Origin of the sequence: Parapedobacter lycopersici, from assembly GCF_024643285.1 — a bacterium.
GTDB classification, from domain to species: Bacteria; Bacteroidota; Bacteroidia; order Sphingobacteriales; family Sphingobacteriaceae; genus Parapedobacter; species Parapedobacter lycopersici.
Genome location: NZ_JAMSLW010000002.1, coordinates 327,143 through 351,818 on the forward strand (window position 1 = coordinate 327,143; position 24,676 = coordinate 351,818).

Annotated in this window: 15 protein-coding genes; 10 read left to right on the forward strand and 5 right to left on the reverse strand. The window is 48.1% G+C overall.

Annotated elements, in window-relative coordinates; genetic code table 11:
• The first annotated feature begins 120 nt into the window (after positions 1–120).
• Positions 121–2,505, forward strand: coding sequence for an ABC transporter permease (locus NEV57_RS05540; protein WP_257657304.1), 2,385 nt, complete (start codon positions 121–123; stop codon positions 2,503–2,505).
• A 114-nt stretch (positions 2,506–2,619) separates the two neighbouring features.
• A complete protein-coding gene (locus NEV57_RS05545; protein ID WP_257657305.1) occupies positions 2,620–3,780 on the forward strand; it encodes a tetratricopeptide repeat protein in 1,161 nt (386 codons plus the stop codon).
• Between the two features lie 44 nt (positions 3,781–3,824).
• On the opposite strand, the gene NEV57_RS05550 is transcribed toward NEV57_RS05545, so the two are convergent.
• Positions 3,825–4,685 carry a sigma factor-like helix-turn-helix DNA-binding protein gene (locus NEV57_RS05550; RefSeq protein WP_257657306.1) on the reverse strand — a complete coding sequence of 287 codons (861 nt, stop codon included), beginning with the start codon at positions 4,683–4,685 and terminating at the stop codon, positions 3,825–3,827.
• Between the two features lie 19 nt (positions 4,686–4,704).
• Positions 4,705–5,265 carry a carboxymuconolactone decarboxylase family protein gene (locus NEV57_RS05555; RefSeq protein WP_257657307.1) on the reverse strand — a complete coding sequence of 187 codons (561 nt, stop codon included), beginning with the start codon at positions 5,263–5,265 and terminating at the stop codon, positions 4,705–4,707.
• 230 nt (positions 5,266–5,495) lie between these two features.
• Here NEV57_RS05555 and NEV57_RS05560 point away from each other — a divergent pair, with 230 nt between their 5' ends.
• The 5 genes from NEV57_RS05560 to NEV57_RS05580 all read left to right on the forward strand — a co-directional run bounded on the left by NEV57_RS05560 (position 5,496) and on the right by NEV57_RS05580 (position 18,130).
• Positions 5,496–7,889: an ABC transporter permease gene (locus NEV57_RS05560; protein ID WP_257657308.1), complete on the forward strand. Its 2,394-nt coding sequence runs from the start codon at positions 5,496–5,498 to the stop codon at positions 7,887–7,889.
• Positions 7,890–7,944: 55 nt separating this feature from the next.
• Positions 7,945–10,293 carry an ABC transporter permease gene (locus tag NEV57_RS05565; protein WP_257657309.1) on the forward strand — a complete coding sequence of 783 codons (2,349 nt, stop codon included), beginning with the start codon at positions 7,945–7,947 and terminating at the stop codon, positions 10,291–10,293.
• A gap of 206 nt (positions 10,294–10,499) precedes the next feature.
• Complete coding sequence (locus tag NEV57_RS05570) at positions 10,500–12,908, forward strand: ABC transporter permease (protein WP_257657310.1); 2,409 nt, start codon at positions 10,500–10,502, stop codon at positions 12,906–12,908.
• Between the two features lie 94 nt (positions 12,909–13,002).
• Complete coding sequence (locus tag NEV57_RS05575) at positions 13,003–15,369, forward strand: ABC transporter permease (RefSeq protein ID WP_257657311.1); 2,367 nt, start codon at positions 13,003–13,005, stop codon at positions 15,367–15,369.
• Between the two features lie 355 nt (positions 15,370–15,724).
• Complete coding sequence (locus tag NEV57_RS05580; protein WP_257657312.1) at positions 15,725–18,130, forward strand: ABC transporter permease; 2,406 nt, start codon at positions 15,725–15,727, stop codon at positions 18,128–18,130.
• A 97-nt stretch (positions 18,131–18,227) separates the two neighbouring features.
• Here NEV57_RS05580 and NEV57_RS05585 read toward each other — a convergent pair whose 3' ends face one another.
• A complete protein-coding gene (locus NEV57_RS05585) occupies positions 18,228–18,911 on the reverse strand; it encodes a YceI family protein (RefSeq protein WP_257657313.1) in 684 nt (227 codons plus the stop codon).
• Between the two features lie 140 nt (positions 18,912–19,051).
• Here NEV57_RS05585 and NEV57_RS05590 point away from each other — a divergent pair, with 140 nt between their 5' ends.
• A complete protein-coding gene (locus tag NEV57_RS05590) occupies positions 19,052–19,369 on the forward strand; it encodes a hypothetical protein (protein WP_257657314.1) in 318 nt (105 codons plus the stop codon).
• 26 nt (positions 19,370–19,395) lie between these two features.
• Here the strand turns inward: NEV57_RS05590 and NEV57_RS05595 are convergent, their stop codons facing one another.
• Positions 19,396–19,965 carry a PhnA domain-containing protein gene (locus NEV57_RS05595; protein WP_257657315.1) on the reverse strand — a complete coding sequence of 190 codons (570 nt, stop codon included), beginning with the start codon at positions 19,963–19,965 and terminating at the stop codon, positions 19,396–19,398.
• A 324-nt stretch (positions 19,966–20,289) separates the two neighbouring features.
• Here NEV57_RS05595 and NEV57_RS05600 point away from each other — a divergent pair, with 324 nt between their 5' ends.
• Together NEV57_RS05600 and NEV57_RS05605 are read left to right on the forward strand one after the other, a co-directional pair.
• Positions 20,290–22,689, forward strand: coding sequence for an ABC transporter permease (locus NEV57_RS05600; RefSeq protein ID WP_257657316.1), 2,400 nt, complete (start codon positions 20,290–20,292; stop codon positions 22,687–22,689).
• A 95-nt stretch (positions 22,690–22,784) separates the two neighbouring features.
• Positions 22,785–23,450, forward strand: a complete 666-nt coding sequence (locus NEV57_RS05605; RefSeq protein WP_257657317.1) for an ABC transporter ATP-binding protein — start codon at positions 22,785–22,787, stop codon at positions 23,448–23,450.
• Here NEV57_RS05605 and NEV57_RS05610 read toward each other — a convergent pair.
• Complete coding sequence (locus tag NEV57_RS05610; protein WP_257657318.1) at positions 23,443–24,525, reverse strand: NHL repeat-containing protein; 1,083 nt, start codon at positions 24,523–24,525, stop codon at positions 23,443–23,445. The two genes, NEV57_RS05605 and NEV57_RS05610, sit on opposite strands and share 8 nt — an antisense overlap.
• Positions 24,526–24,676: the final 151 nt, after the last annotated feature.

Genomic DNA, 24,676 nt, shown 5'->3' on the forward strand with positions numbered 1-24,676 from the left:
CTGTTCAATATCGAACACTTTCGCCAAAGCAATAAAAAATAACCCACTGATTCAAAATAACTTACTAACTTGGCGTAATAACTGGGATAAGTTATTAACCAATAGCTGAAGCCTAAAGATATGTTGAAGAACTATTTCAAAATCGCTATTCGTAACCTTTGGCGTACTAAATCATTCACGATACTCAATGTATTGGGGCTGGCCATCGGCATGGCCTCAGCAGCACTTATTCTCCTATGGGTGCATAGCGAATATACATTTGATCGGTTTTATGCCAATACCGATCGGCTTTATAAAGCTTATAACCGAGATAGCTTTGATGGTCTTACGATCATGTGGGATAGGACGACAAACCCTTTGGGGCCGGCATTGAAAAAAGACTATCCTGAAGTGGAACGCACGTCCCGATATACAAAGGGAAACTTGTTGCTCAGTATAACTGATCATTCTTTTAGCCCTGATGGCGCGTATGCAGATAGCGGTTTTTTCTCCCTGTTTGATTTTGAGTTCATACATGGAAACAAGGGAAGTGCCCTGCATTCCGTCAGTGGCATCGTTATTACTCAATCACTAGCCAAAAAGCTATTCGGCAGGAAAGACGCAATCGGAAAAATAATTACCGTAAACAATTCGGATAATTTCACCGTAACCCATGTTATTAAGGATCTGCCGGATAACAGTCATTTCAGGAACGTCGAATATTTACTTCCATGGTCTTACCTGGAAAAACTGGGGTTATGGCTCCCCAAAGATTCATGGGCCAGAGGCCCTGCTACTACATTTGTACTATTAGATAAAAATGCGGATATCTTGGCCGTCAATACTAAAATCAATTCCATTTATAAAACGTATGCCGGTGAAGATATAGCATTGGCCGCCGATCGCGAAATCGTACTACACCCCGCTGAAAAATGGCACCTTTATGCAGAGCCTGTCAATGGCGAATTGATCGGTGGCCAACAACTTCGCATGGTTCAGCTTTTTATTGCCATTGCAGGATTCATTTTGCTGATTGCCTGTATTAATTTTATGAACCTGAGTACGGCCAGAAGCGAGAAACGAGCGAAGGAAGTAGGCATTAGGAAGGTCATGGGAAGCCGTAAACATACATTAGTCGGCCAATTTCTAGGAGAATCTATCTTGTTGACCATTATAGCGGGAATATTAGCTTACCTTATACTGGTAATCAGCCTACCTGCATTTAACACGTTGGTACAAAAGGAGCTTTCGTTAGAGACCGATAACCCACATTTTTGGTTGCTGACGTTCGGCGTTATCCTGTTCACCGGTATCCTTGCCGGTAGCTACCCAGCATTTTTTCTATCTTCCTTCCGTCCTATCCATACCCTCAAAGGTAGCCAGTATGCCACTCAACATACGTTTTCGCCGCGCAAAATCCTGGTGGTATGCCAGTTTACCTTTTCCATTCTGCTGATTGCCTGTACCCTGATTATCCGAAATCAAATTGCTTATGGGCAGGCACGGGATACTGGTTACGATCGAAATAACTTAATCCGTGTTACCCTCACTGGAAAGATATCCGAAAACTACAATATCATTCGACAACGGCTACTCGATGAAAGAGCGGCCATTGCTTTGACTAAATCCCTCGGCAGTATTACCGGATGGGGCAATGGTTCGTTTGGCTTTTCATGGCGGGGCAGTACAGAAGCAGACACGAAGCAGGTTTTCGTGGTATTAAGTACCGACATCGACTTCCAAGCGGCTATGGGTGTACAAATCGTACAAGGACGGGACATTGATGTTTATACGTATGCGACAGACTCTGCTGCTATCTTGCTGAATGAGGCTGCGGTAAAGGACATGCGATTGGAGCGTCCTATCGGGGAGGTAGTACGGCACGGTGAAGAAGCATTTACAGTGGTCGGCGTGGTTGCTGATTTCATCATGGATTCACCGTATGAGCCGGTATGGCCGTTGATGGTCTTCGGTCCGCCAATGGGATTCAATTTCACGTACATCAAACTCAATCCGCAAAACAGCACTGCAGAAAACCTTACCATTGCGGAAAAGATTTTTAAAGAATACAACCCCGGCTACCCGTTCGAATATCAATTTGTCGACGAGGCCTATGCCCAAAACTTCAATGATGAGCAACAGATCGCTACGCTTACCGGACTTTTCTCCGGACTAACCATTTTTATCTCGTGCTTGGGCCTTTTCGGTTTAGCCGCTTATATGGCCGAGCAGAGAAGCAAGGAAATAGGTATCCGGAAAGTGTTGGGTGCTACGATAAGCGGCATTGTCAGACTACTTTCAACCGAATTTGTAAAATTGGTGGCCATTGCCTTTATCATTGCATCGCCTATTGCCTACTACCTCATGAATCGATGGTTACAGCATTTCGCGTACCGTATATCATTTGAATGGGATGTGTTTGCGATTACTGGGGCGCTGGCGGTAGCCATCGCGATAGTGACCGTTAGCTTTCAGGCGATACGGGCTGCAATAGCCAATCCGGTCGAGTCTTTACGCGACGAATAAGTCGTGTAATGGCTAATTCCAAAGAATTTAGGATTGACACGCTATAGGGCGAATAGTGGAGGAAATCCAGCGGAATTTCACAATAGTATTTTGGTATGTCGAATAAGATTTGTTATGAAAAGAACCGCCTACATAATTAGTATACTTTGCCTATGCTTCAATTGTTTCACCGTGTATGCGCAGCAGTCACAGCAACCCGACAACGACAAACTGCTTAAGCTTTACCAAACTCAACAATATCTGGAAGCTGCCGAATACCTCAAGACGTTTTACTCGGATACCGTGGCAGATCCAGCAGTATTGGATCGATTGGGGTACTGTTATCGAATGGCGGGCGCCTACGCACAAGCGGAGCCGTATTATCTCCGATTGTATACATTAGACAGCCTACAAGTTTCGACTTTATTGAATTTAGCCACCATTTATGTACAGCGCGGACTTTACGCACCAGCGACAACTTATTATCAGCGGATTATTGCATTGGACACGGCCCACGTTACGGCTTATACGGCGCTTTCCGCGATGATGAGAAGGAAAGGTGACCTCCCATCGGCCTATGCTTATTTGGAACAGGCGAACCATCACCAATCATCAAATAGTGATATAGCCTATGATTTTGCTCAGCTGTGCATAACTTTCGAGCAATATGCCAAAGCTGACTCCGTTCTGGAGTTGGCACTGACGACAGATCCTGGTCATGGTCTGCTCCTGCTGGGCAAATTGCAGGTGGCCGAAAAATTGGAGAATTACAGCGATATGGTAACAATCGGAGAACAACTGGTTACACAGGGTGACGAAAGCCAGCAGGTAATGTCACTACTTTCCCGTGGATATTTTCATACTAATGATTTTGCAAGTTGTCAAGCAACTTACGAGCGATTGCTGGCCATTTACGAACAAATGGGGGAAATTGATTACTATTACCTTGCCATGGCCTATAAGGCAACTAAACAATATAAAGAAGGTCTGGCCTGTATGGACAAGGTATTGGAGCTTGCCATCTCACCCAACACGGCCTTCTATTATGGCCGCATAGCCGACCTGCATGATCTCGCTAATCAACCATCGGCAGCCGCATCGAGTTATCTGCGCAGTTTCCAGTTTGAAACCATACCGCTCCACTATTATAGCCTCGCCGTTATTTATGATCATAAATTAAACAATCGCCACAATGCCCTTCGGTATTATCGGTTGTACCTCAAGCAAAACCCGCCGATAGAAGAAAATCAATATCGCCAATACGTACAGCAACGGATCAAAGAGCTGGAACCTTAGCTATCAACATAAACCTCACCAGTTAACGGCCCCGTTATCGGTATTCAGAAGGCCGTATTTGATTGCCTGATCTGGAGCTTATCAGGGTTGCGAACATATAACAGGCGGATAATTTCCGTTTCCGCTGTTTCAACGCATAACACCGAATCGAGTTCGCCTGTTAAACGGTGAATAAAAAGTATCGCCGGCCTGCCATTCACGAAGGCGGCCCGATATTCGAAGTCGTTAAATTTATTTTCCGGAAGTTGCATAACCCCAAAAAGAAATTTCAGCACCTTATCCCGGCCGAGAAGCGGTTTGCGCGCGGCTTCTCGTTTGCCCCCCCCATCACTGAAAAATTCGACATCACTGCGGAGCACTGCTTCCAGTTGCGTACGGTCTTCACACTGCAATGAAAAAAGGAACGCATCGAGCAGCGAGCGATGCTTTGATGGATCAACGGGTTTGAATCGCTTCCGGCTAAGTTTCTTATGCGCACGGTGCAACAACTGCCTGCAATTTTCCACTGACGTACCTATCAGCTCCGCGATATAATGGTATTCCTCGGAGAAACTTTCGCGCAGGATAAATACCGCACGTTCAACCGGGTTGAGGCGCTCAAGCAGGAAAAGCAGTCCGTATTCAAGTGTTGGAGGTGTTTCAAAATCGAGGGTGATATACGGCTCGGGCAGCCACGACCCGATGTAGCTTTCCCGTTGCCTTTTCAACTCCTGAAGACGGTCAATACTTTGGTTAACCGTCATGCGTCCCAGATAAGCCTTTGGCTGTTTAACCCCTTTTACGGAAGTCCATTTTTCATAGACATCATGAACGACATCTTCCGCATCTGCCACAATACCCAGCATGTTGTAGGCAATATGGAAAAGGTATGGTCGAAGTGCAATAATTTCTGCTGTCAGTTCCATATCATTTCCACAAAGATAGTCAGTTAGCTTTTCTTTTCGCGATATCGCAAAGCATATCCGAATGGATGTTGAGGCCAATATTGCCGATGTTGTAGTAAAACTCTGTGGCGACGACCCAAACGATTTCACAGATCGAGCGCTCGTCATAATGTCTGGCAAGTTCGGCAAACAGGCTGTGTTCCATTTTTCGGTCGCGCGCCAATTGGGTAACAAAATCAAGCAGTGCCCGCTCCTTATCACTGAAAAGCTCGCTGGTCTGATAACTGTCCAGTGCATCAAATTTTGCCTGGTCCATGGCAAACCTAATCGTTTGCGCCCGTCCGATATCGATGCAGAAATGGCAAACATTGATTCGTGCCACGCGTTCACGGATAAGCATAACCGTTTCATCCGGCAATTGCAGCTTCTTATCGAGTTGGGCGATTTTCCCGGAGAAACTCCCAAAGCTGAGCGGAAGCCGGGCGGCCATTACTTTAATAGGTGTCAATACTTTCCCGAACCGTTTACGGGTGAAAAAATAAACAAGTTTCCAAAGCACGTTTTTAGGTGCTTCGATGGGTGTAAGAAATGGAGTATCCATAATAGTCAACAGTGTTATATGTGTGCTGTAGACCGTAGACCGGAGGATGGTCGTTTTGTGACAAAATAGGAGAGAAATAATCGATGAGCGTGCCCGCTTCCGAACAGAAGATGTCCGATATCGGACAGTTTTTGCAATATATCCCCTAATAAGCTGCTGATTAAAAAAGGTTTATTACTTTGGCGTAATAACTGGGGGAAATATGATGTCTGATCTTGCGACCCTATATTATGATAAGCCACTATCTCAAAACTACGTTTCGATACCTGTCCGAAAATAAGGGTTTTTCGATCATTAATCTTTGCGGCCTGGCAATAGCGCTTTGTATCGTTTACCTCACCTTCTTTTACATACGGTTTGAATTAAGTTACGACCGGTTCCATACCAATGGTGAGCGTATTTATCGGGTCAGTACTGACATTGAATATACCTCGGGCACAACGCAAGAAACCAGTGCAGCCCCATTGGCGGGGGCGCTCCTGCAGCATTTTCCCGAAGTAGAAAATGCTGCCCGTCTATACCTCGACTATTTCATCATTTCCAAAGGTCAGGAGAATTTCGGTGAAGAAACCCTTTTCTATGCTGATTCCGCAGTGTTCGATGTATTTTCCTTTCCCCTGTTAAGGGGTAATAAGTCCACCGTTTTCGACGCCCCTTTTAACCTCGTCATTTCTGAGACCGCCGCCATTAAGTACTTTGGCACGACAGACTGCCTGAACCAGACGCTGCTGCTCAGCGGAACGGTTACTGCCACCGTTACCGGCATAATGAAAGACATTCCATCCAATTCACATATTCAAACCGATATGCTGCTGTCTGTATCGTCTTTGTTTTCCTTCCCTGCTAACAGGAACCGGCAGGAAAACTGGCAGCAGTTTGGTTTTCTCACCTATGTGTTGCTCAAAGATAACATGGCAATAGCACCGTTCCAAAAAAAGCTTAATGCCTTTGCCCACTCGCTCCCGTTGACCGACCAGCAGCAGTACAGTTTTGTGATAGAACCTTTAAAGGACCTATACCATCACGGCAGCACCCGGGGCAATAAGGCAGGAACCACCGTTTCCGGTAATTATACCAACATTTATATTTTCGCTTTTGTAGCTTTTTTCGTGTTGTGTATTGCCTGTTTCAATTACATCAATTTAACCACGGCACTTTCCATAAAAAGAGCAAAAGAAATCGGCGTCAGGCAAGTTATGGGTGCTACTACTCGGCAGCTGGCGACACAGTTTTTTATGGATGCGCTGGTGCTTTCCACCCTGGGTTTCCTGGCCTCGGTCGCCCTGTCTGCTATTGCGATCCCATGGTTTAATGAATTGGCCGGCAAAGCCATCATCAACAATTTTTCAACTTATCTGGCCTATCTTCCTTATGCGTTGGCCATTGCCCTTTCTACCGGAGTACTTGCTGGCATTTATCCAGCAATTTTCCTGTCCCGGTTCAAACCCATCACCACATTAAAAGGAAAATTCTCCGGCAGCAACCATGGTATGGTATTGCGGCGCAGCCTTGTCATTACACAGTTTGTCATTTACACACTCTTAACGGTAGCCACCCTTGTCATTTACCGGCAGGTTCATTTCATGCGTAATACACAGCTGGGCTTTGAAAAAGCCCACAACATAGCTATTGATTTTCACTACGATACACGGATCAGAAACCATCAGGAGCATGTTAAGCAGTTGCTTACTGAAATACCGGGTGTAACCGCTGCAAGCTTTTCCGCGTATATCCCCGGCAAGCCCAACCGGGAATTCCCGACATCTATTGAGGGCAGCAACGGCACAATGGAAGAAATACAGTCCGATGCTTACTTTATCGACAGCGATTTCTTGCATCAATACGGCATCCAGGTCGTAGCTGGGCGCGGGTTTTCAGCAGCAGTTTCCGATGATATTCGTACACGCATGCTGGTAAATGAAGCCTACGTCAAGCAGCTGGGCTACAGTAATCCTCAGGATATTATTGGCAAACGATTCAGTCAGCTGGGCAGCACCGGCGAAATCATTGGCGTGGTAAAGAACTTCCATTTCCAGTCTATGCGTGAAGAAATCCAGCCCCTTGCCATGCAGATCGCCCCTGGCTTTTTTACGTTTTTAACGCTTTCCATTTCACCGGGCAATATTCCCGCCACCCTCGAAGCGATCGAGCAGAAATGGCACGACATCGCACCAGGCCTTCCGTTGATTTATTCCTTTACAGATGAAACCTTTGACGCCCAGTATCAGGCAGAAGAACGTTTCGGCAAATTATTTGTCACGTTTGCCGGCTGCTCCATTTTTATTTCCTGTTTGGGTCTTTTGGGATTGGTATCTTTCAACACCCTGCAGCGCACCAAAGAAGTGGGTGTCCGGAAAGTACTGGGTGCATCCGTTTTTCAGGTAATTATATTGCTCACCCATGAGTATATCCGGCTGGTAGCAATTGCGTTCCTTCTGGCTGTTCCGCTCGCCTGGGTTGTTATGCATCAATGGCTTGTCAATTTTGCTTACCGCATTCAGATCCAGTGGTGGATGTTTCTGCTTACAGGAATCAGCGCGGTATTAATTGCCATACTCACCATTGGCTTGCTGGCGATACGGGCTGCTCGGGCAAACCCGGTAATCGCATTGCGGGATGAGTAACGGTCACGCACAGTTAAATGAAATCAAACCGGCATATCTAAAATAAACAATAGCCATGCTAAACCATACTTTACTCCTCATCTATCGAAACTTAAAACGGTACAGCGGTACATTTATCATCAATCTTATCGGTCTCTCGTGTGGCTTAGCCTGCGTGCTGATGATTTACCTATGGGTAGCCGATGAACTAAGCTTTGATAAATACCATGAGCGTGTCGACAGGATTTATCAGGTCATGAGTAATACGGCTAGGGAAAACGGTATTGAAACAAAAAAGGACACCCCACATTCACTGTCCGAAACCCTGGCCTCAGACATGCCGGCAGTTGAATACGCGGCCACCGTTACGCCGCCGCAGTTTTTCCCTGCATTTAGCCTGTCCATTGATGACCGGCAGGTAAAAGCCATAGGAAAATTCGCCGGCACGGATTTCTTCCGGATTTTCTCCTATAAACTTATCGAGGGGAATAGTCAACAAGTACTGACGAATCAACATGCTATCGTGTTGTCCAAAAGCCAGGCGATGAATCTGTTTGGCTCCACATCGCGTATTGTTGGCAAAACCGTTACTTGGGAGGTCGCCGGTATCCAACGACAATGTGTAGTAACCGGTATGTTTGAGGATATTCCGGCAAACAGTTCCGAACATTTCGACTTCGTTTTACCCTTCTCCGATTTTTTGGCTATCATGGATATGGAGCCAAGCTGGAATCCTGAACCTTTTAATACCTATTTAGCGGTTAAAGAAGGAGTGGATGTTCATTCATTTGAGCAGAAGCTTAATACTTACATTGCCAATAAAAGCGATAATAACAGCACCGCTTACTTCCTTAAACCGTACGCTGATAATTACCTATACAGTAAATATGAAAATGGAAAGGTCGCAGGGGGAAGAATTGAATATGTGCGGATTTTTTCACTTATCGCTTTTTTTGTCCTGGTCATTTCGTCTATAAATTTCATGAATCTTACCACTGCCAAAGCGTCAAAAAGAGTTAAAGAAATTGGAATAAAAAAAGCGATGGGTGTAAAAAGAGGAATCATTATCGCCCAATTTTTACTGGAAGCACTTGCCATAAGCATCTTGGCATTATTCATTGCATTCGTTATTACATTCGCTCTGTTACCACAATTTAACCAGATTACACAGAAAACGCTAAGCTTCCATTTTAACACCGACTTTTTACTGACAATTTTAGCTATTACTTTGGCTACCGGCTTCTTATCCGGCAGTTATCCCGCGTTATATCTATCGAATTTTAAACCTGTAACTGTATTGACAGGGAAGATCAGCAAAGGCAAAGGAGAATTATTTACAAGGCAGGGGCTGGTAATATTTCAGTTTGTACTCTCGATTATATTAATTGCATCTGTTTTCGTACTCCATCAACAGTTGAATTATATTCAGAACAAGCACCTTGGGGTCAATAAAGACAATGTCGTTCATTTTGAATCGGGCGCTGTCTCCGAGGCCTTCCTCAATGAAATACGGAATTTACCCGGTGTATTGGATGCTTCGAATATGATCGGAAATTTTATTGTCAGTGATTTCTCATCCAAAGGTAGTATTGCTTGGAACGGCAAGCAAATCCCCACACAATCATTCGGTGTAAATTACGGACTGATTGAGACGTTGGGGATAAAGGTTAAGGAAGGCCGATCATTTTCCAGGGATTTTAGTCGAGGCAACACCCAAGTTATTCTAAATGAAGCCGCTGTCAACACCATGGGCCTTAAGGAAGCTGTCGGCACAATCATCAGTGGTGGGCGAAATGACATTGAAATAATTGGCGTTGTCAACAACTTTCACTTTCAATCACTTCATGAGGCCATAATGCCCGCTCAAATTCGATTGGATACAACCGGGGCGACAACTTTTTTCGTGAAAATTGAGAACGACAGACAACAAGAAGCACTCCAGCGTTTAGCCGACCTTTATGAGAAATTCAATCCCGGTTTAACGTTTGATTACGATTTTTTAGATCAGGACTATAAAGCACTATATGCCGGAGAACAGCGGATCTCTGTATTAGCGCGCTACTTCGCCGGGCTGGCGATCGTTATTTCCTGCCTCGGTCTTTTCGGGTTAGCTGCATTTTCCGCGGAGGCGAGATTCAGGGAAATAGCCGTCCGAAAAGTCCTGGGACTGAGTGTACCCGGTGTCGTTTGGTTATTATCAAAAGGGTTCTTAACGCTTCTGCTGATTGCCATTTGCATTGGTTTACCAATCAGCTACCTACTCATGTCCGGTTGGCTTCAAAACTTTGCATTTCGGATCGATCTACAATGGACGTACTTTGTTGCTGCGGCATCACTTGTTGTGGTTGTCGCACTATTTACGGTCGTGATGCAATCGCTTAAAGCAGCAGTGGTTAATCCAGTGAAATCACTGCGGTCAGAGTAAGCTTCATTTGAGCCATTTACAGCTGGTTGCATGCTTATCGCTCAGCGATATAAAATCATTGAGGTGCTATTGCCCGCTTTCGAACAGAAGCTGTCCGATATCGGACAGCTTCCACAATATATCACCGAATAACTCATTGATTAAAAACAGTTTATTACTTTGGTTCAATAAATGATTGTGACTCACGGGCCAACAAGACTCACAACATGCTACACTCCGTAAAAACTGCCATCCGTAGTCTACGTGCCGGGAAACTGTACACGTTAATTAATATATCCGGGCTTGTATTGGGGGTCACTGCCTGCTTGCTAATGTCTACCGTAGTATTAGACGAGTGGTCGTACGACAAGCAGTGGAGCCGTTCGGAAAACCTCTACCGAATGGTGTCTGTTAGTCCTGAAGGGTCATCATTTACACGAAAAAACGGTGCAGTGTATGCTGGCGTAGCACCTGCCTTAAAACAGGATTTTTCGGAGGTTGAAGAATATGGGACGCTCTACCTACAACCCATAAACCTCAAAATAAATAAAGAAGACCCTATCCCGATCAAATTAAACATACTGCACGCAGACAGTGCTGTCCAGTACCTATTAGACATTAATCTGCTTCATCATCAAAACCTCACGCCCGATGGGGTGATACAAAAAATCATCGTGTCAGAAACTTTCAAGGAAACGTACTTTCCAAATATGGATCCGGTGGGCAAGCGAATATACGATGTGCCGAACTATTCAGAGAAAGCAAATGAATACCTGATTGCCGGCGTAATGAAAGACCTTCCCGCAAACACCCATTTACGGAGTGACGTGGTGTTATTACAGGACCGGCAGGAAGAAGCACTGAACAAAGGAGATTGGGGAGTATTCGTACGGCATTATATACTTTTGCGCCCGGGCACAGACCGCCGGGGGTTTGAAGAAAAAATAAACCGATGGTACCAAGCACAGATGGAAGAACAGGACGTTACCCAATTCGAACTTCAGCCAATTGGGGATGTATACCTGCATAGTGAAGATGTGCCGGCTTATCAAATCATCAAAGGCAACATCCGGCATAGCTATATCTTTTCCGTAGTTGCCTTGCTCCTATTATTGATTGCATGTATTAATTTTATTAACCTGAGTATCGCCAGGGTGAGCAGCCGCCTGAAAGAAACGGGCATGCGAAAGATACTGGGGGCATCCAGACGACAACTTATTGCACAGTTTCTCCTCGAAGCCCTGCTTACTTTTGGAATCGCGGGATGCATTGCTATATGCGTATATTACGGCTGTATTCCGTTCGTGGAACAGTATATCGGTCACCCGTTGGCCATCACCCTTGGTGTCAGCTGGACGTATATATTGGGAACAGCAGGCTTCTTACTTTGCATATGCTTATTCGCCGGCTTATATCCCGCGTGGTTCATTTCCGGATTCAAAGCCGCGGGAAGCATCAACAAGCTCATAACTTATGGAAATACCAATCAAGGATGGCTAAGGAAAAGCCTGGTTGTGGCGCAGTTCAGTATTTCAATTATCGTGTTGGTTGCCATGCTGGTCGTACAGCGGCAGATACACTTTATGAAGAACAAGGACGTGGGCTATCAGGCCGACGGATTAATCAGCATCAACCATGTTACATGGGATGGTAAAACCGACGTGATCCAAACGGAACTGCAAAAGCATCCGGATATTTTATCCGTAAGTTTCAGCAGCTGGCTACCCACACAGGGAGCAGGTTATATGACCCGGAATGTCACTGATCCGAACGATCCGAATAAAAAAATCGAAGTGTGGTTTATTGCCGGTGATCCCAACCTTGCTGAAACACTCGGATTACGGCTGAAGGAGGGTCGTTACCTACAAACCGATCGTACAGCAGATGCCATTGACGCCAATGACCTCGAAGCTGAAGCAAAGGCGATACGGCCAGGCATCATGACAGCCAGTACGGCCCACCTGTTGGGCGTGTCGGAGCTAAACCAACCCCTTGCAGACGCACGGATTCTGCCGGTTGGTATTGTGGAGGAATTTAACAGCCTGTCTTTGCACCGGGCAACCGAACCCACGGTCATCCTGGGGTATCGAGACCCGAAGTCTGGGGCAATGCTGATCCGGGCCAGACCGGGCACCGAGCAGCGGGTCATGCGTGCCATCGGGGATATTTGGAATCAGCTATATCCCGAAAAGCTGCTGGACATGAAACTCGTTAAAGAAACGCTGGCCGCACAATATGAAACAGAGGAAAAATTACGGACATTATTCAGCCTGTTCAGTGGGCTCACCATGTTATTGGCGGCGTTGGGCATATTCGGTCTGATTGTACAGGCCGTGGGCTTGCGCACCAAGGAGATCGGCATCCGTAAAGTACTTGGCGCATCAGTAAGCGGCATTTTACAGCTGCTTTCAAAAGATTTTGTCAAATTAGTATTGCTCGCCCTGGTCATCGCCTCACCTATTGCCTGGTGGGCGATGAACCGGTGGCTACAGGGCTTTGCTTACCGTATTGACGTGGAATGGTGGATATTTGTCGTGGCCGGATTGGCAGCAGTGGTCATCGCATTGCTAACAGTTAGTTTCCAGACCATAAAAGCCGCAGTAGCCAATCCAGTCGACTCACTACGGGATGAGTAATGAATGCTGAAGACGACCACAAAATAAATAAATTAAAAAAACGCTAAAATCCGCTCGATTTACTGGGATACAGTAACGCAAAAACAAACAGATAATGTTACGAAACTACATAAAAATTGCCTGGCGAAACTTAGGAAAAAACAAAGGATACTCCGCGCTCAACATCGGCGGACTGGCTATCGGTATGGCGGCAGCGTTACTCATTTTACTGTGGGTACAGCACGAGTTAAGCTTTGACATGTTTCACAGTAAACGCGATCGATTATATATGGCCGGAAACCAGGCAAATATCAACGGTACAATTTCTACCTGGTTTGCCACGCCGCAGCCGCTCGGACCGGCACTCAAAAACGAATTCCCTGAAATCACACGTACAAGTAGGCATTACGATCTGGGAAACTCTGTGCTCCTTACCGTCGATGAGAAGAAGCTGATGCCCAAGGGCGCCATCATAGATTCCACATTCCTGTCCATGTTCAGCATTGATCTTTTGGCTGGGGATCGCACATCCGCGCTCCGGAACCCAAACGATCTCGTCATCAGTGCCTCGCTGGCCAATCGGCTCTTCGGCCGTACCGATGTGATTGGCGAAACCGTCAAGCTGGACACCGCTGATCTGGCAACAATAACCGGCATAATGGCCGATATCCCCGACAACTCCCGTTTCCGTGGCATCGAATACTTGATTCCCTGGAGTTATTTTGAACAGATCGGATACACAGATAATTATTGGGGCAATAATTCCGTCACGAATTACGTCGAACTGGCTCCTAAGGCTTCCATCGATGCCGTCAATGCTAAAATACGAGACATTACCATCAGGCACAGCAATGGTACGCAGCAGACCGACGTATTCCTGCATGCGTTGCCCGACTGGTGGCTCCGATCTACGTTCGAAAATGGACATATTGCCGGAGGTCGGATTGAGATGGTCAGCCTGTTTGCGGTCATCGCCGGGTTCATCCTGCTTATTGCCTGCATCAATTTCACGAACCTCAGCACGGCACGGAGTGAAAAACGCGCCCGCGAGGTAGGTATCCGCAAAATGGCAGGGGCATACCGGCAATCCCTTATCGGGCAATTCCTAAGCGAATCGATTCTGATCGCGGCCATTTCCGGATTATTCGCCATCGCTATGGTGCTGATGGCGTTACCGGCCTTTAATACCCTCGTGGAGCGACAACTGGCGATTGATTTTACGAACGGCGGCTTTTGGCTGGCAATGATTGGGTTCATTCTCCTGACGGGCATACTGGCAGGCAGCTATCCGGCATTCTTCTTATCGGCATTCAATCCTACAACCGTACTGAAAGGCACGTTCAGAAAAATGCACACGGCTTTCAATCCCCGCAAAGTACTCGTCGTAGTCCAATTTGCTATTGCAATTGCGCTTATTGTGGGCACAATTGTGATTCATCGCCAGATCCAGCATGGGCAGTCCCGCGATCAGGGATATGACCAAAGTCAGGTCGTCTATTTGCTGGAGCAGGGACAAATAGCAAAAAACAGCCAATTGATTAAACAAGCTTTGTTAAATGAAGGCATAGCGGAGTCAGTAACCCGCAGTCTTTCGCCGATTACAGAGGGTTGGAGCAGCACCTGGGGAATTGGATGGCCGGGCAAACAGGCGGATGACCGGACGATGTTCGACCGCCTTTTTGCCGATGAACACCCGGTGCGCACATTTGGTCTTTCCTTAATTGAAGGCCGGGACTTTGACCCCTCCCAATACCAAACAGATTCTTCGGGTGTGCTGCTGAACGAAACTGCGGTAAAGGCCATGGGATTTGAGCGTCCTGTTGGCCAGGTGATCCAGGATAATGGTAAGGATTGGCACGTGGTAGGTGTGGTGAAAGATTTTATCATGGGCTCCCCCTTCAGCCCGGTTGCCCCGTTGGTCATTGAGGGCGCGGGTGGATTTTTCAATGTGCTGCACATTAAGCTTAGCCCTACACTCGGTACAGCCGAGGCAATACGCAGGACAGCGGATGTGTTTAAGCGCTATAACCCCGACTATCCATTTGAATATACATTCGTGGACCAGGCTTATGCCGAAAAGTTCGCCGAAACGAAGCGGACAGGTACATTGGCCGGGCTATTTGCCTTTCTCACCGTTTTCATTTCCTGCCTCGGGCTATTCGGGTTAGCAGCCTATATGGCCGAAAACAGGACCAAGGAAATCGGCGTACGCAAGGTGCTGGGTGCATCGGTGTTGTCAATTACCAGGCTGCTGTCCCGGGAGTTTATTTTACTGGTATTGATTGCCTGCCTGGTGGCGTTTCCCATAGCTTATTGGGGGATGGATAAATTCCTCCAAACGTTCGATTACCGGATTTCAATGGGTTGGGAGGTATTCGCCTTAGCAGGTGTTGGGGCATTGCTGTTGGCGCTGGCCACGGTGAGTTCTCAGGCCATCAAAGCGGCCATGGCCAACCCGGTCGAGTCGTTGCGCGACGAGTAAGTCGCATAACTGTTAGACTCGCTGCGGGATGGGCAGTAAGCCCCCCTGCCCGTAACCGAACAGTTGCTGTTCATATACGAACAGATGACATATTATAATTCCGTCAAAAAATATTGATTATCAATAAGTTAATACATTGGCACAATTTCTATCACTAAAGAGACAGGTTAAATAAATAATGTGTTAATAGTTGGGATCGCAGGAAAAGAGGGGTCTGCATTGCCACAGGCCAAGTATTGTTACCGGAAATATTATTTCGATAAGAAACAGTCACCTCCTTTCCTGCGTCTATTTAACTTGTAGCAAGTCTTAAATGGGCAAAAACAAGCGTTAACCGCCGATAGAACAGATAATCATGTTAAAAAACTACTTCAAAACCGCTTGGCGGAACCTGATCAGGCAGCGTGTTTTTTCCGTAATCAACATTGTGGGACTGGCTATCGGTCTGGCAACATGCCTCCTCATCAGCCTATTTGTAATAGACGAATTGAGTTACGACCGCTTCAACGAAAAAGCGGACCGCATTGTGCGCGTCGTGTTTAAGGGGACGGTCCGTGGTGGTGCCATCAATGAGGCCCATGTCATGCCTCCCGTGGCCCAGGCACTGAAGGCGGAATATCCCGAAGTTGAGGAAGCAACCCGGATCCGCCGCGCGGGCAAGCCATTTTTTGAAGTGGATGATAAGCTGTTTTACGAGGAAGAAACCGCCTTTGCCGACGCCAATATTTTCGATGTCTTTACACTGCCCATGCTCCATGGCGACCCGAAAACAGCGTTAACCGAACCTTACAGCGTCGTGATCACCGAGCGGGTGGCGAAAAAATACTTCGGAAAGGAAGATGCGGTCGGACAGGAGATCCGTATCAGGGACGACGAAATGCCACTTAAAGTAACCGGCGTCATCAAAAACATACCCCGGAATTCACACTTCCATTTCGACCTGTTCGCATCCATGGCTTCATTTCCGAATGCCAATTCCACCTCGTGGATGGAATCTGAGTTTTTCACTTACCTCGTACTGCGTCCCGGCTATGATTACAAAACGCTCGAAGCCAAACTGCCAGCCGTGTTTGAAAAATACATCAGCCCGCAGTTCCCCGAAGCGTTCGGCATGAGTTATACCGACTACCGCAAAGCCGGCAATGAAATCGGCCTCCGGCTGCAGCCGCTTACCGATATCCACCTGCATTCGGATTTCGCGTACGACCTCAGTGCGCCGGGTGATATCCGGTATGTCTATATCTTTGGCGCCGTTGCCCTGTTTATGCTGTTAATTGCCGGCATCAATTTCATGAACCTTGCTACCGCCGGGGCATCCAAAAGAGCCAGGGAGGTGGGTGTACGTAAGGTGCTGGGCTCTGGCCGGCGGGTACTGGCCTATCAGTTCCTCACCGAATCCATCCTGATTGTTTTTATCAGCCTCCTACTGGCCATAGGTATTGTGGTTGCTGCACTGCCCCTCTTCAACCAGCTTTTGGAGGAAACATTCACGCTGGATTTTCTGGGCAATGGCTGGGTACTTTCCGCGTTGCTGCTGCTTGGCCTGGTTGTCGGCATCCTATCGGGCAGTTATCCTGCTTTTTTCCTATCGGCCTTTAAACCGGTAGCCGTATTGAAAGGAAAGCTGACACCCGATAATAAAGCCATTGGCCTGCGCAGCGGCCTGGTGGTGTTTCAGTTTTTTATTTCCATCGTGCTCATTTTCTGTACGATGGTCGTATACCGGCAGCTGCAATACATCCAGCATAAAAAGCTGGGATATGATAAGGAGCAGGTATTGGTCCTCCAGACGTGGCCGTTGGGTGCCAACGAGGCAGCGTTTAAGCAGCAGCTGCTGCAGGATGCGCGGGTGATTAATGTAACCAGCTCCTCCTATGTGCCCGCGGGAGCTTCGGGCAACAATAATTTTTTTGTTCATCCTTTCGGGAATCCTTCGGATGGGGTGAAAACCTTACGGTACGACGTGGACGACCACTATCTCCAGACACTTGGGATCGAACTGAAGGCCGGCCGTAATTTTTCACCGGAATACGGCACCGATTCAGCAGCCGTTATTATCAACGAAGCGGCAGCCGTAGCATTTGGCTGGAAAGACAATGCGCTGGGGCAGGCGCTGGCAAGTCAGGAAAATAAAGCGCTAAGGGTCATCGGCGTAGTAAAGGATTTCCATTTTAAGTCGCTGCATGAGCCGATTACACCGCTGGTTATGATGATGAATGCAGGTTCTGGCAACCTCATCGTTAAGATTAAGGCCGGTGACACCGAAGGCTTTCTTCACACGCTTGAAGGGCGGTATAGTGCCTTCAACCCCGATATACCGCTTAGCTATTCTTTTCTGGATGACCGCATCACCAACACCTACCGGATGGAAATGAAAACAGGGGATATCCTGGGTATATTCGCCGGACTGACCATCTTTGTGGCTTGCCTGGGATTATTCGGGTTGGCTACATTTATGACCAGTCAGCGCACAAAAGAAATTGGAATACGGAAAGTGCTCGGCGCATCGGTAAGCCAAGTGGTGGGTATGCTCTCCTCCACGTTTGTCAAGCTGGTGCTGATTGCGTTCCTTGTGGCAACACCCATTGCATGGTGGATCATGAACACGTGGCTGGAAACGTTCGCTTATCGCATCGAAACACAGCTTTGGATAGCGGTATCGGCAGGCGTAATGACGCTGGCCATTGCCCTACTGACCGTTGGTTGGCAAGCGGTCAAAGCGGCCACGGCCAACCCGGTCGAATCTTTACGGGATGAGTAGCTACTGCAAGATGCCATCGGCAGCGTACCGGTTATCATAAAAAAAAGCCACCCCGGAAATCCGGGATGGCATACGATATTAATAAAATTAACGATGATCAGTTTACCGGGGCAGCGGCAATATCAACACCTACCTCAAAATCCTTCGCTACAATCCAATCGGCAGGATCCGCCTCGGCAGTACCGAATTTAAGTCCCCATGCCGTACGATCTACCGTGAATTTGGCAGAAACGGATGCGACATTATTTTCTACTGCAATCCGGGCAGGGAAAGAAATATTGATGGTGCTATCCAACAGTGTCAGGTTACCACTAACGGTTTTGTTTGCTCCCTCCACCGCACTGCTTGCTGCTGTACCGGCTAAATCGGCAATGGATGTAACCTCAAAAATAGCCGTAGGGTGTGCTTCCGCATGGAAGAAGTCAGCGCTTTTTAAATGGGCCTGCAGGTCCTCCACCTTCTTATCGGCTTCCGTTACTGAAGCAGGGTCTACCCATAGGGAATTCACATCAATGGTAAATGTTCCGGCAGTAACCTGGTCACCGTCAACCGTCAGTTCGCCGGATTGGATGTTGAGTGTGCCCCACCGTGGTGCAAACCCGCCTTTATGGTAAGCCTTCCAGTTTACGTTGCTGCTGTCCAGGTTAAGTGCATACGTAGCGCCCTGTCCTTCTGCAACGGCTTGCTTGGAATCGGTAGTCGCTTTGTCTGCACCGGGGTTGTTGCAGGAAAGGGCAAAACATGCAGCCCCTACAAAAAGTAATGTGTTAAAATGCTTCATTGTGTTTTCTGATGATTAAAATTTCTGCAAAAATCGGCAATTCAATTTAATTGTTTAAACATCTTTTTGTAATTTTATTAGTCATTTCCACTCACGGTTCTGTTTCATGCCCCCCGGGAAATGTCATCCAGCATATCAGAATGGGAAAATACAAACGTCAGAACCGGCAGACTAAAGGTCACCAGCCTGCCCTTCGGGCAGCCATTGGAAGTCTTTCGGGTAATGTTCGGGAGTTCTTCGAGTCGGCTTCGAGGCGTGTTCGACTGTTGTTCGACCTTGCTTCGGGACTTGTTCGACACGGCTTCGACTCCGCTTCGACCGCGCTTCGGGGCTCTTCGCAGTGCAATCCGTTGCGTTCCGAAGACCTTCGGAAGATTCCCGAAGAGGTCCCGAATAAATCCCGAAGCAGGGTCGAAGCCGTATCGAAGCCTGCTGCACCGGTACCCGAACAGCGTTGAACCGCTATCCTTTTGCGATGCCGCGGTTAATTCTGCCTTTTAAGGTATTTCGTCAAGATCACGATCAGCTGCCCTTCCACCCGTCCTTCCACCTGCTCGGGATTGTCTTCTACCAAACGGATGTTTTTGACTACGGTGCCCAGCTTAGCATTAATGGAGCTGCCTTTCACATCCAGGGTTTTGGTAATCACCACGGAATCGCCGTTTTGCAGCACATTGCCATGGCTGTCTTTATGCACAACTGCTCCGGGCTGCTCGTCGGGATCTCCCCCGGCCTTTGCCCAGGCCAGCGTTTCATCGTCAAGGTAAAGCATATCCAGGTTATCGGCTGCCCAGCTTTCATTGCGTAACCGGTTAAGCATGCGCCATGCCAGTACCTGTATGGCCGGTACTTCGCTCCACATGGTTTCCGACAAAAAATGCCAGTAATGGTCTACCATCGGGGTATTGTTGTCGATCTGCATTCGACACGACTGGCAAATGGCTACTTCATTATCGGAATAACGGTCGGGAAGCACATGATAGGTCGCAATGTCCGCGGCCGACCCGCATAATTCGCATTTCCCACCACTTCTCTCGTTTAATTTCGCATTCATGATACAGGTTCATTTATTTGAGGCGCAAACTTAGATAAATTCGCTTTAAGCAGCAAGACAGGTCGCGTGAGGGTCATGGACACTGTTCCCCAACGGACAACGGGTGTTCGAAAATGAACGCTTATTTTTCACTATAAAAATAAAATACACTCATTATAAGTTATTTATATTTTTGGTGCAGTTCATGTAATCCACTTTCGGTCGATGCAACGGTGCGAATCCGGTGTCGTCTTTTGAAGTGGTTGGCAAAAAAACGGGCTGACTTTACGGGAAGGGCATCACCGAACGGGGCTGACGGCAGGGCTAACATTAAGGGTTTAAAACATGATCAAAACCTATTTCAAAATTGCCTGGAGGAACCTGGCAAAAAACAAAAAGTCGGCTATCATCAATATCGTCGGACTGGCGCTTGGCATGGCGGTCTTCATCCTTATTGCCCTGTGGGTGTGGGATGAATTATCCTTTGACAAATACCACGAAAACTACGACCGCATTGGTCAGGTAGTGCAAACGCAGACGTTCAGCGGTGAGCAGTATCGAAATGTTGCCGTACCGTTTCCTTTGGGTGAAGAACTGAAAACCCAATACGGGGATTATTTCCAATACGTAACCATGGCTTCCTGGCCCGGCGAACATGTGCTCTCACAGGCAGACAAGCTTATTTCGGAACATGGCATTTTCATGGATGCCGAAGCACCCCGGATGCTTTCCTTAGCAATTGTCGAGGGGAGCATCGATGGCCTGGCAAATCCCAACAGCATCATGCTGGCCGAGTCGACTGCTAAAGCGATATTCGGCGATGAAAATCCATTGGAAAAGGTGCTGAAAATCAACCAGCAGCTCAGTGTTACGGTAACAGCTGTTTACCAAGATTTACCTGATAACACTTCATTCGCCAACATCAGGTTTATCGCGCCTTGGGCATTATACGTTACGTCTGAAAGCTGGATTCTTAATCAGCGGTCAAACTGGGATAACAATTCATTCCAGCTCTTTGTCCAATTAAGGAATGGGGTAACCCTCGAAACCGTAAACCGCAGCATCGTCGACGTTAAACGCAATCGTGTTGATGAGGAGCGGAAGAAACTCAATCCCCTGATTGCCATTCAACCGATGAAAGACTGGCATTTGAAAAGCGAAGGGATTATGCGGTATCCCGGTGAGCGGGGCGGCTCCATCAAATACGTCCGGCTATTCAGCGTCATTGGTGTATTTGTGCTGTTGCTGGCCTGCATCAATTTCATGAACCTGAGCACCGCCCGTTCCGAGAAACGGGCAAAAGAGGTGGGTATCCGGAAAACCGTCGGATCGCCCCGGCAGCAATTGATCCTCCAATTTTTAAGTGAATCGGTGTTAACTGCCTGCATGGCTTTTCTATTTGCTATTTTGCTTGTATTCGTGCTACTCCCCTGGTTTAACGGGGTGGCTGGGAAAAAGCTGGAAATTCTCTGGACGAATGGATGGTTCTGGGTGGCCGGCATCGTGTTTTCGCTGTTTACGGGAATCATTGCCGGGAGCTATCCCGCCTTTTATCTCTCGTCGTTTAACCCGCTGACGGTACTCAAGGGCACCTTCCGTATCGGTTGGATGGCGGGGCTACCCCGCAAAATACTGGTAGTGGTTCAGTTTTCGGTGTCCGTGGCCCTCATCATTGGCACCATTGTGGTTTTCCGGCAAATCCAGCACACCAAAGACCGGCCGGTGGGATATAACCGTGACCGGTTGATGATGGTCGAAATGAAAACATCGGATTTCTATGGAAAATTCGATGTCTTACGCAGCCAGCTTAAAGAAAAGGGGGCCATTGAGGAACTGTCGGAATCTTCCAGCCCGATGACTGCCGTCTGGTCTAATCAAGGCGGGTTCACCTGGCCGGGGAAAGATCCGGCACTGCAAACCGATGTTGCAACGATCTGGGTGACACATGAATTCGGGAAAACTGTAGACTGGCAGATCAGGGAAGGACGCGACTTTTCCAGGGAATTCGGCACGGATTCCACAGCCGTGATTATCAACGAGGCTGCAGCAAAATACATGGGTGTTGCAGACCCCGTAGGCATGACCATCACAGCTGGTGATCTGGGCGGTGGGGACTATCATATCATCGGGGTCGTCAATGACCTGATCATGGACTCCCCCTTCCAACCGGTGAAGCAAACCTTCTATTTCATGAATTACGGCATGGTAAATTGGATAAACCTGAAACTCAATGCGCGGAAAAGTACAGCCGAATGCCTCGCACTGATCGAGCAGACGTTCAGGGAAGTAATCCCCAATGCGCCGTTTGAGTACCAGTTTGTGGATGAAGGCTATGCGGCCAAATTCGCACAGGAGGAGCGCATTGGCAAGCTGGCCACGTTCTTTGCCACATTAGCTATCGTGATCAGCTGCCTGGGTATTTTCGGGCTCGCCTCTTTCGTAGCGGAGCAGCGCACCAAGGAAATCGGGATACGGAAGGTCGTAGGGGCCAGTATCTTCCAATTGTGGCGGTTGCTTTCCACAAATTTCGTTATACTCGTACTGATTTCTTGTCTCGTTGCAAGTCCGGTAGCTTATTATTTCCTGGAGGACTGGCTGCAGAATTACGAATACCGGGCGACCATTCCCTGGTGGGTATTTGCCGTCGCCATGGGTGGCGCACTGCTGATCACGATGCTGATTGTCAGCCTGCAGACGATACGCGCAGCGAGAATGAATCCGGTCGAGTCTTTACGCGACGAATAAGCGAATAATGAGATCCTTTACGTGATGAGTAATCTGGGATGGATGACAGACTTCCGATTATCGGATTAAAAATAGCCGATACCAAATAAAACAACATGATCGAATTAAAAAACATCTTCAAATGGTACAAGGTTGGGGGAAACCGGGCCTTCGTACTCAAAGACATTAACCTGCGCATCGCCGCAGGCGAGTTTGTATCTATTATGGGCCCATCGGGTTCTGGCAAATCCACCTTGCTTCACATCCTGGGGCTACTTGACGAGCCCGATGAAGGCGAATATATCTTCCTGGACGAAAATGTGCTCGGCCTAAAGGAAAAGCAGCGATCCGCGCTATATAAACAACACATTGGCTTCGTGTTTCAGGCTTATCACCTCATTGACGAACTCACCGTATACGAAAATATTGAAACGCCATTGATCTATAAAAACTTCAAAAGCAGTGAACGAAAAGCCATCGTGGCTGAAATGCTCGACCGTTTTGGCATCGTGGGTAAAAAGGACCTGTTCCCGACCCAGCTGTCCGGCGGCCAGCAGCAGCTGGTGGGCATTGCCCGGGCACTGGCCATCAAGCCCAAATTACTGCTCGCAGATGAGCCTACCGGCAACCTCAACTCCAAGCAGGGTGAAAGCATTATGGAGCTGTTTAAGCAGCTTAATGAAGAAGACGGGGTAACCATCATTCAGGTGACGCACTCCGAAAAGAATGCCGAATACGGCAACCGGATCATTGAATTACTGGATGGGCAGCTGGTTAGTTAGTTCCGTCAGCTGATCCGTTGGCGGCAGCGCCCTGACCACGGGCATCCAGAAACAGCCCTGCGGGTGTGCGGTTTTGGGAGAATCCGTCGACCACCGCATTGGGTGCCACGTTGCCGCTGTCGTCCAAGTTGAAACGCAGCACGGCCCCATTCCCGCCGGCATCGGCAACATAGATCGATTGTTTACCTTCCCGTGGATCGATGGCCACGTCAACAGGAGAGATCAACCCGGTGCGGGTTCCCCTGAGCACCCGGGTGGGTGTCACTGTTGCCGAAGGTTCTGATAGCAGTGCCTTGGCGTTTTCAATCACATAAATTCCGCCGTCCGTGCCCGATGCACCGTAATCCGCCAAGACCAGCAGGTCAAGTTCCTCGGAAAATGCAATACCCCGGATACTGGCAGAACCTTCCACCGTCAGCGTGGAAAGCGGTGAAAAATCCGCTACGAGGGAGTCTGTCTTCGAAAGATTGCCATACATGGACACGCCTCCGTTCTGGCCGGTGCGGGCTACCAGCAGGCTGTCTTTCCACATGGCAAGGCCCCACGGGCGCATGTCCCCCAGCCGGAATACTTTGCTGGGCCTGGCGTAGCCGTTCCGGTTCAGCGGCTGGAAAAAGGCATAAATCGAGGTCGGATTCACGTTGTTGACAACGTACAGGTACTGCGAGGTGTTATGGTACCAAAGGCCGCGCATGGCCGTCAGCTCCCGAAAGCCGATATTACCCGACCCCTGCGGGATACCTAAGTCGCTCACCGTCATGATGCGAATGATGGTATCCTGCGCCGACGCCTGGAAAACCCGTCCGGCAAAGGGGTTAAAATGCACGCCCCTGCCACCCTTTACACTGGCATCGTAATCGATCGACACCTCCATTTCCGTTGTATCCGCCGGGTCTATGATACTCAGGTTCTTAAACGGCTCCAGCGTTTCGTCGGGTTGGTAATTCTCAAAGGACACATACAGGCGGGATATTGGCCGCTGCGGCAGCACCGGCTCGTCATCGTTGCGCATACATCCGCCGAAAATCGCCAGCACGGTAAGCATCACCAGCAGAAAACCAATCGATTTCTTCATGCAAAGGTATTTTTGCAAACTTAGCCAAACCTCCTTTGATATGCAAGTACCCAAAAACCGCAAATGGGATGATCGGGCGCCATCGTGCAGGGTACAATTTCTCTGTGTTGCCCAAGATGCCGCATGGGAGGCGAAAAGCCTCCTGTACGAA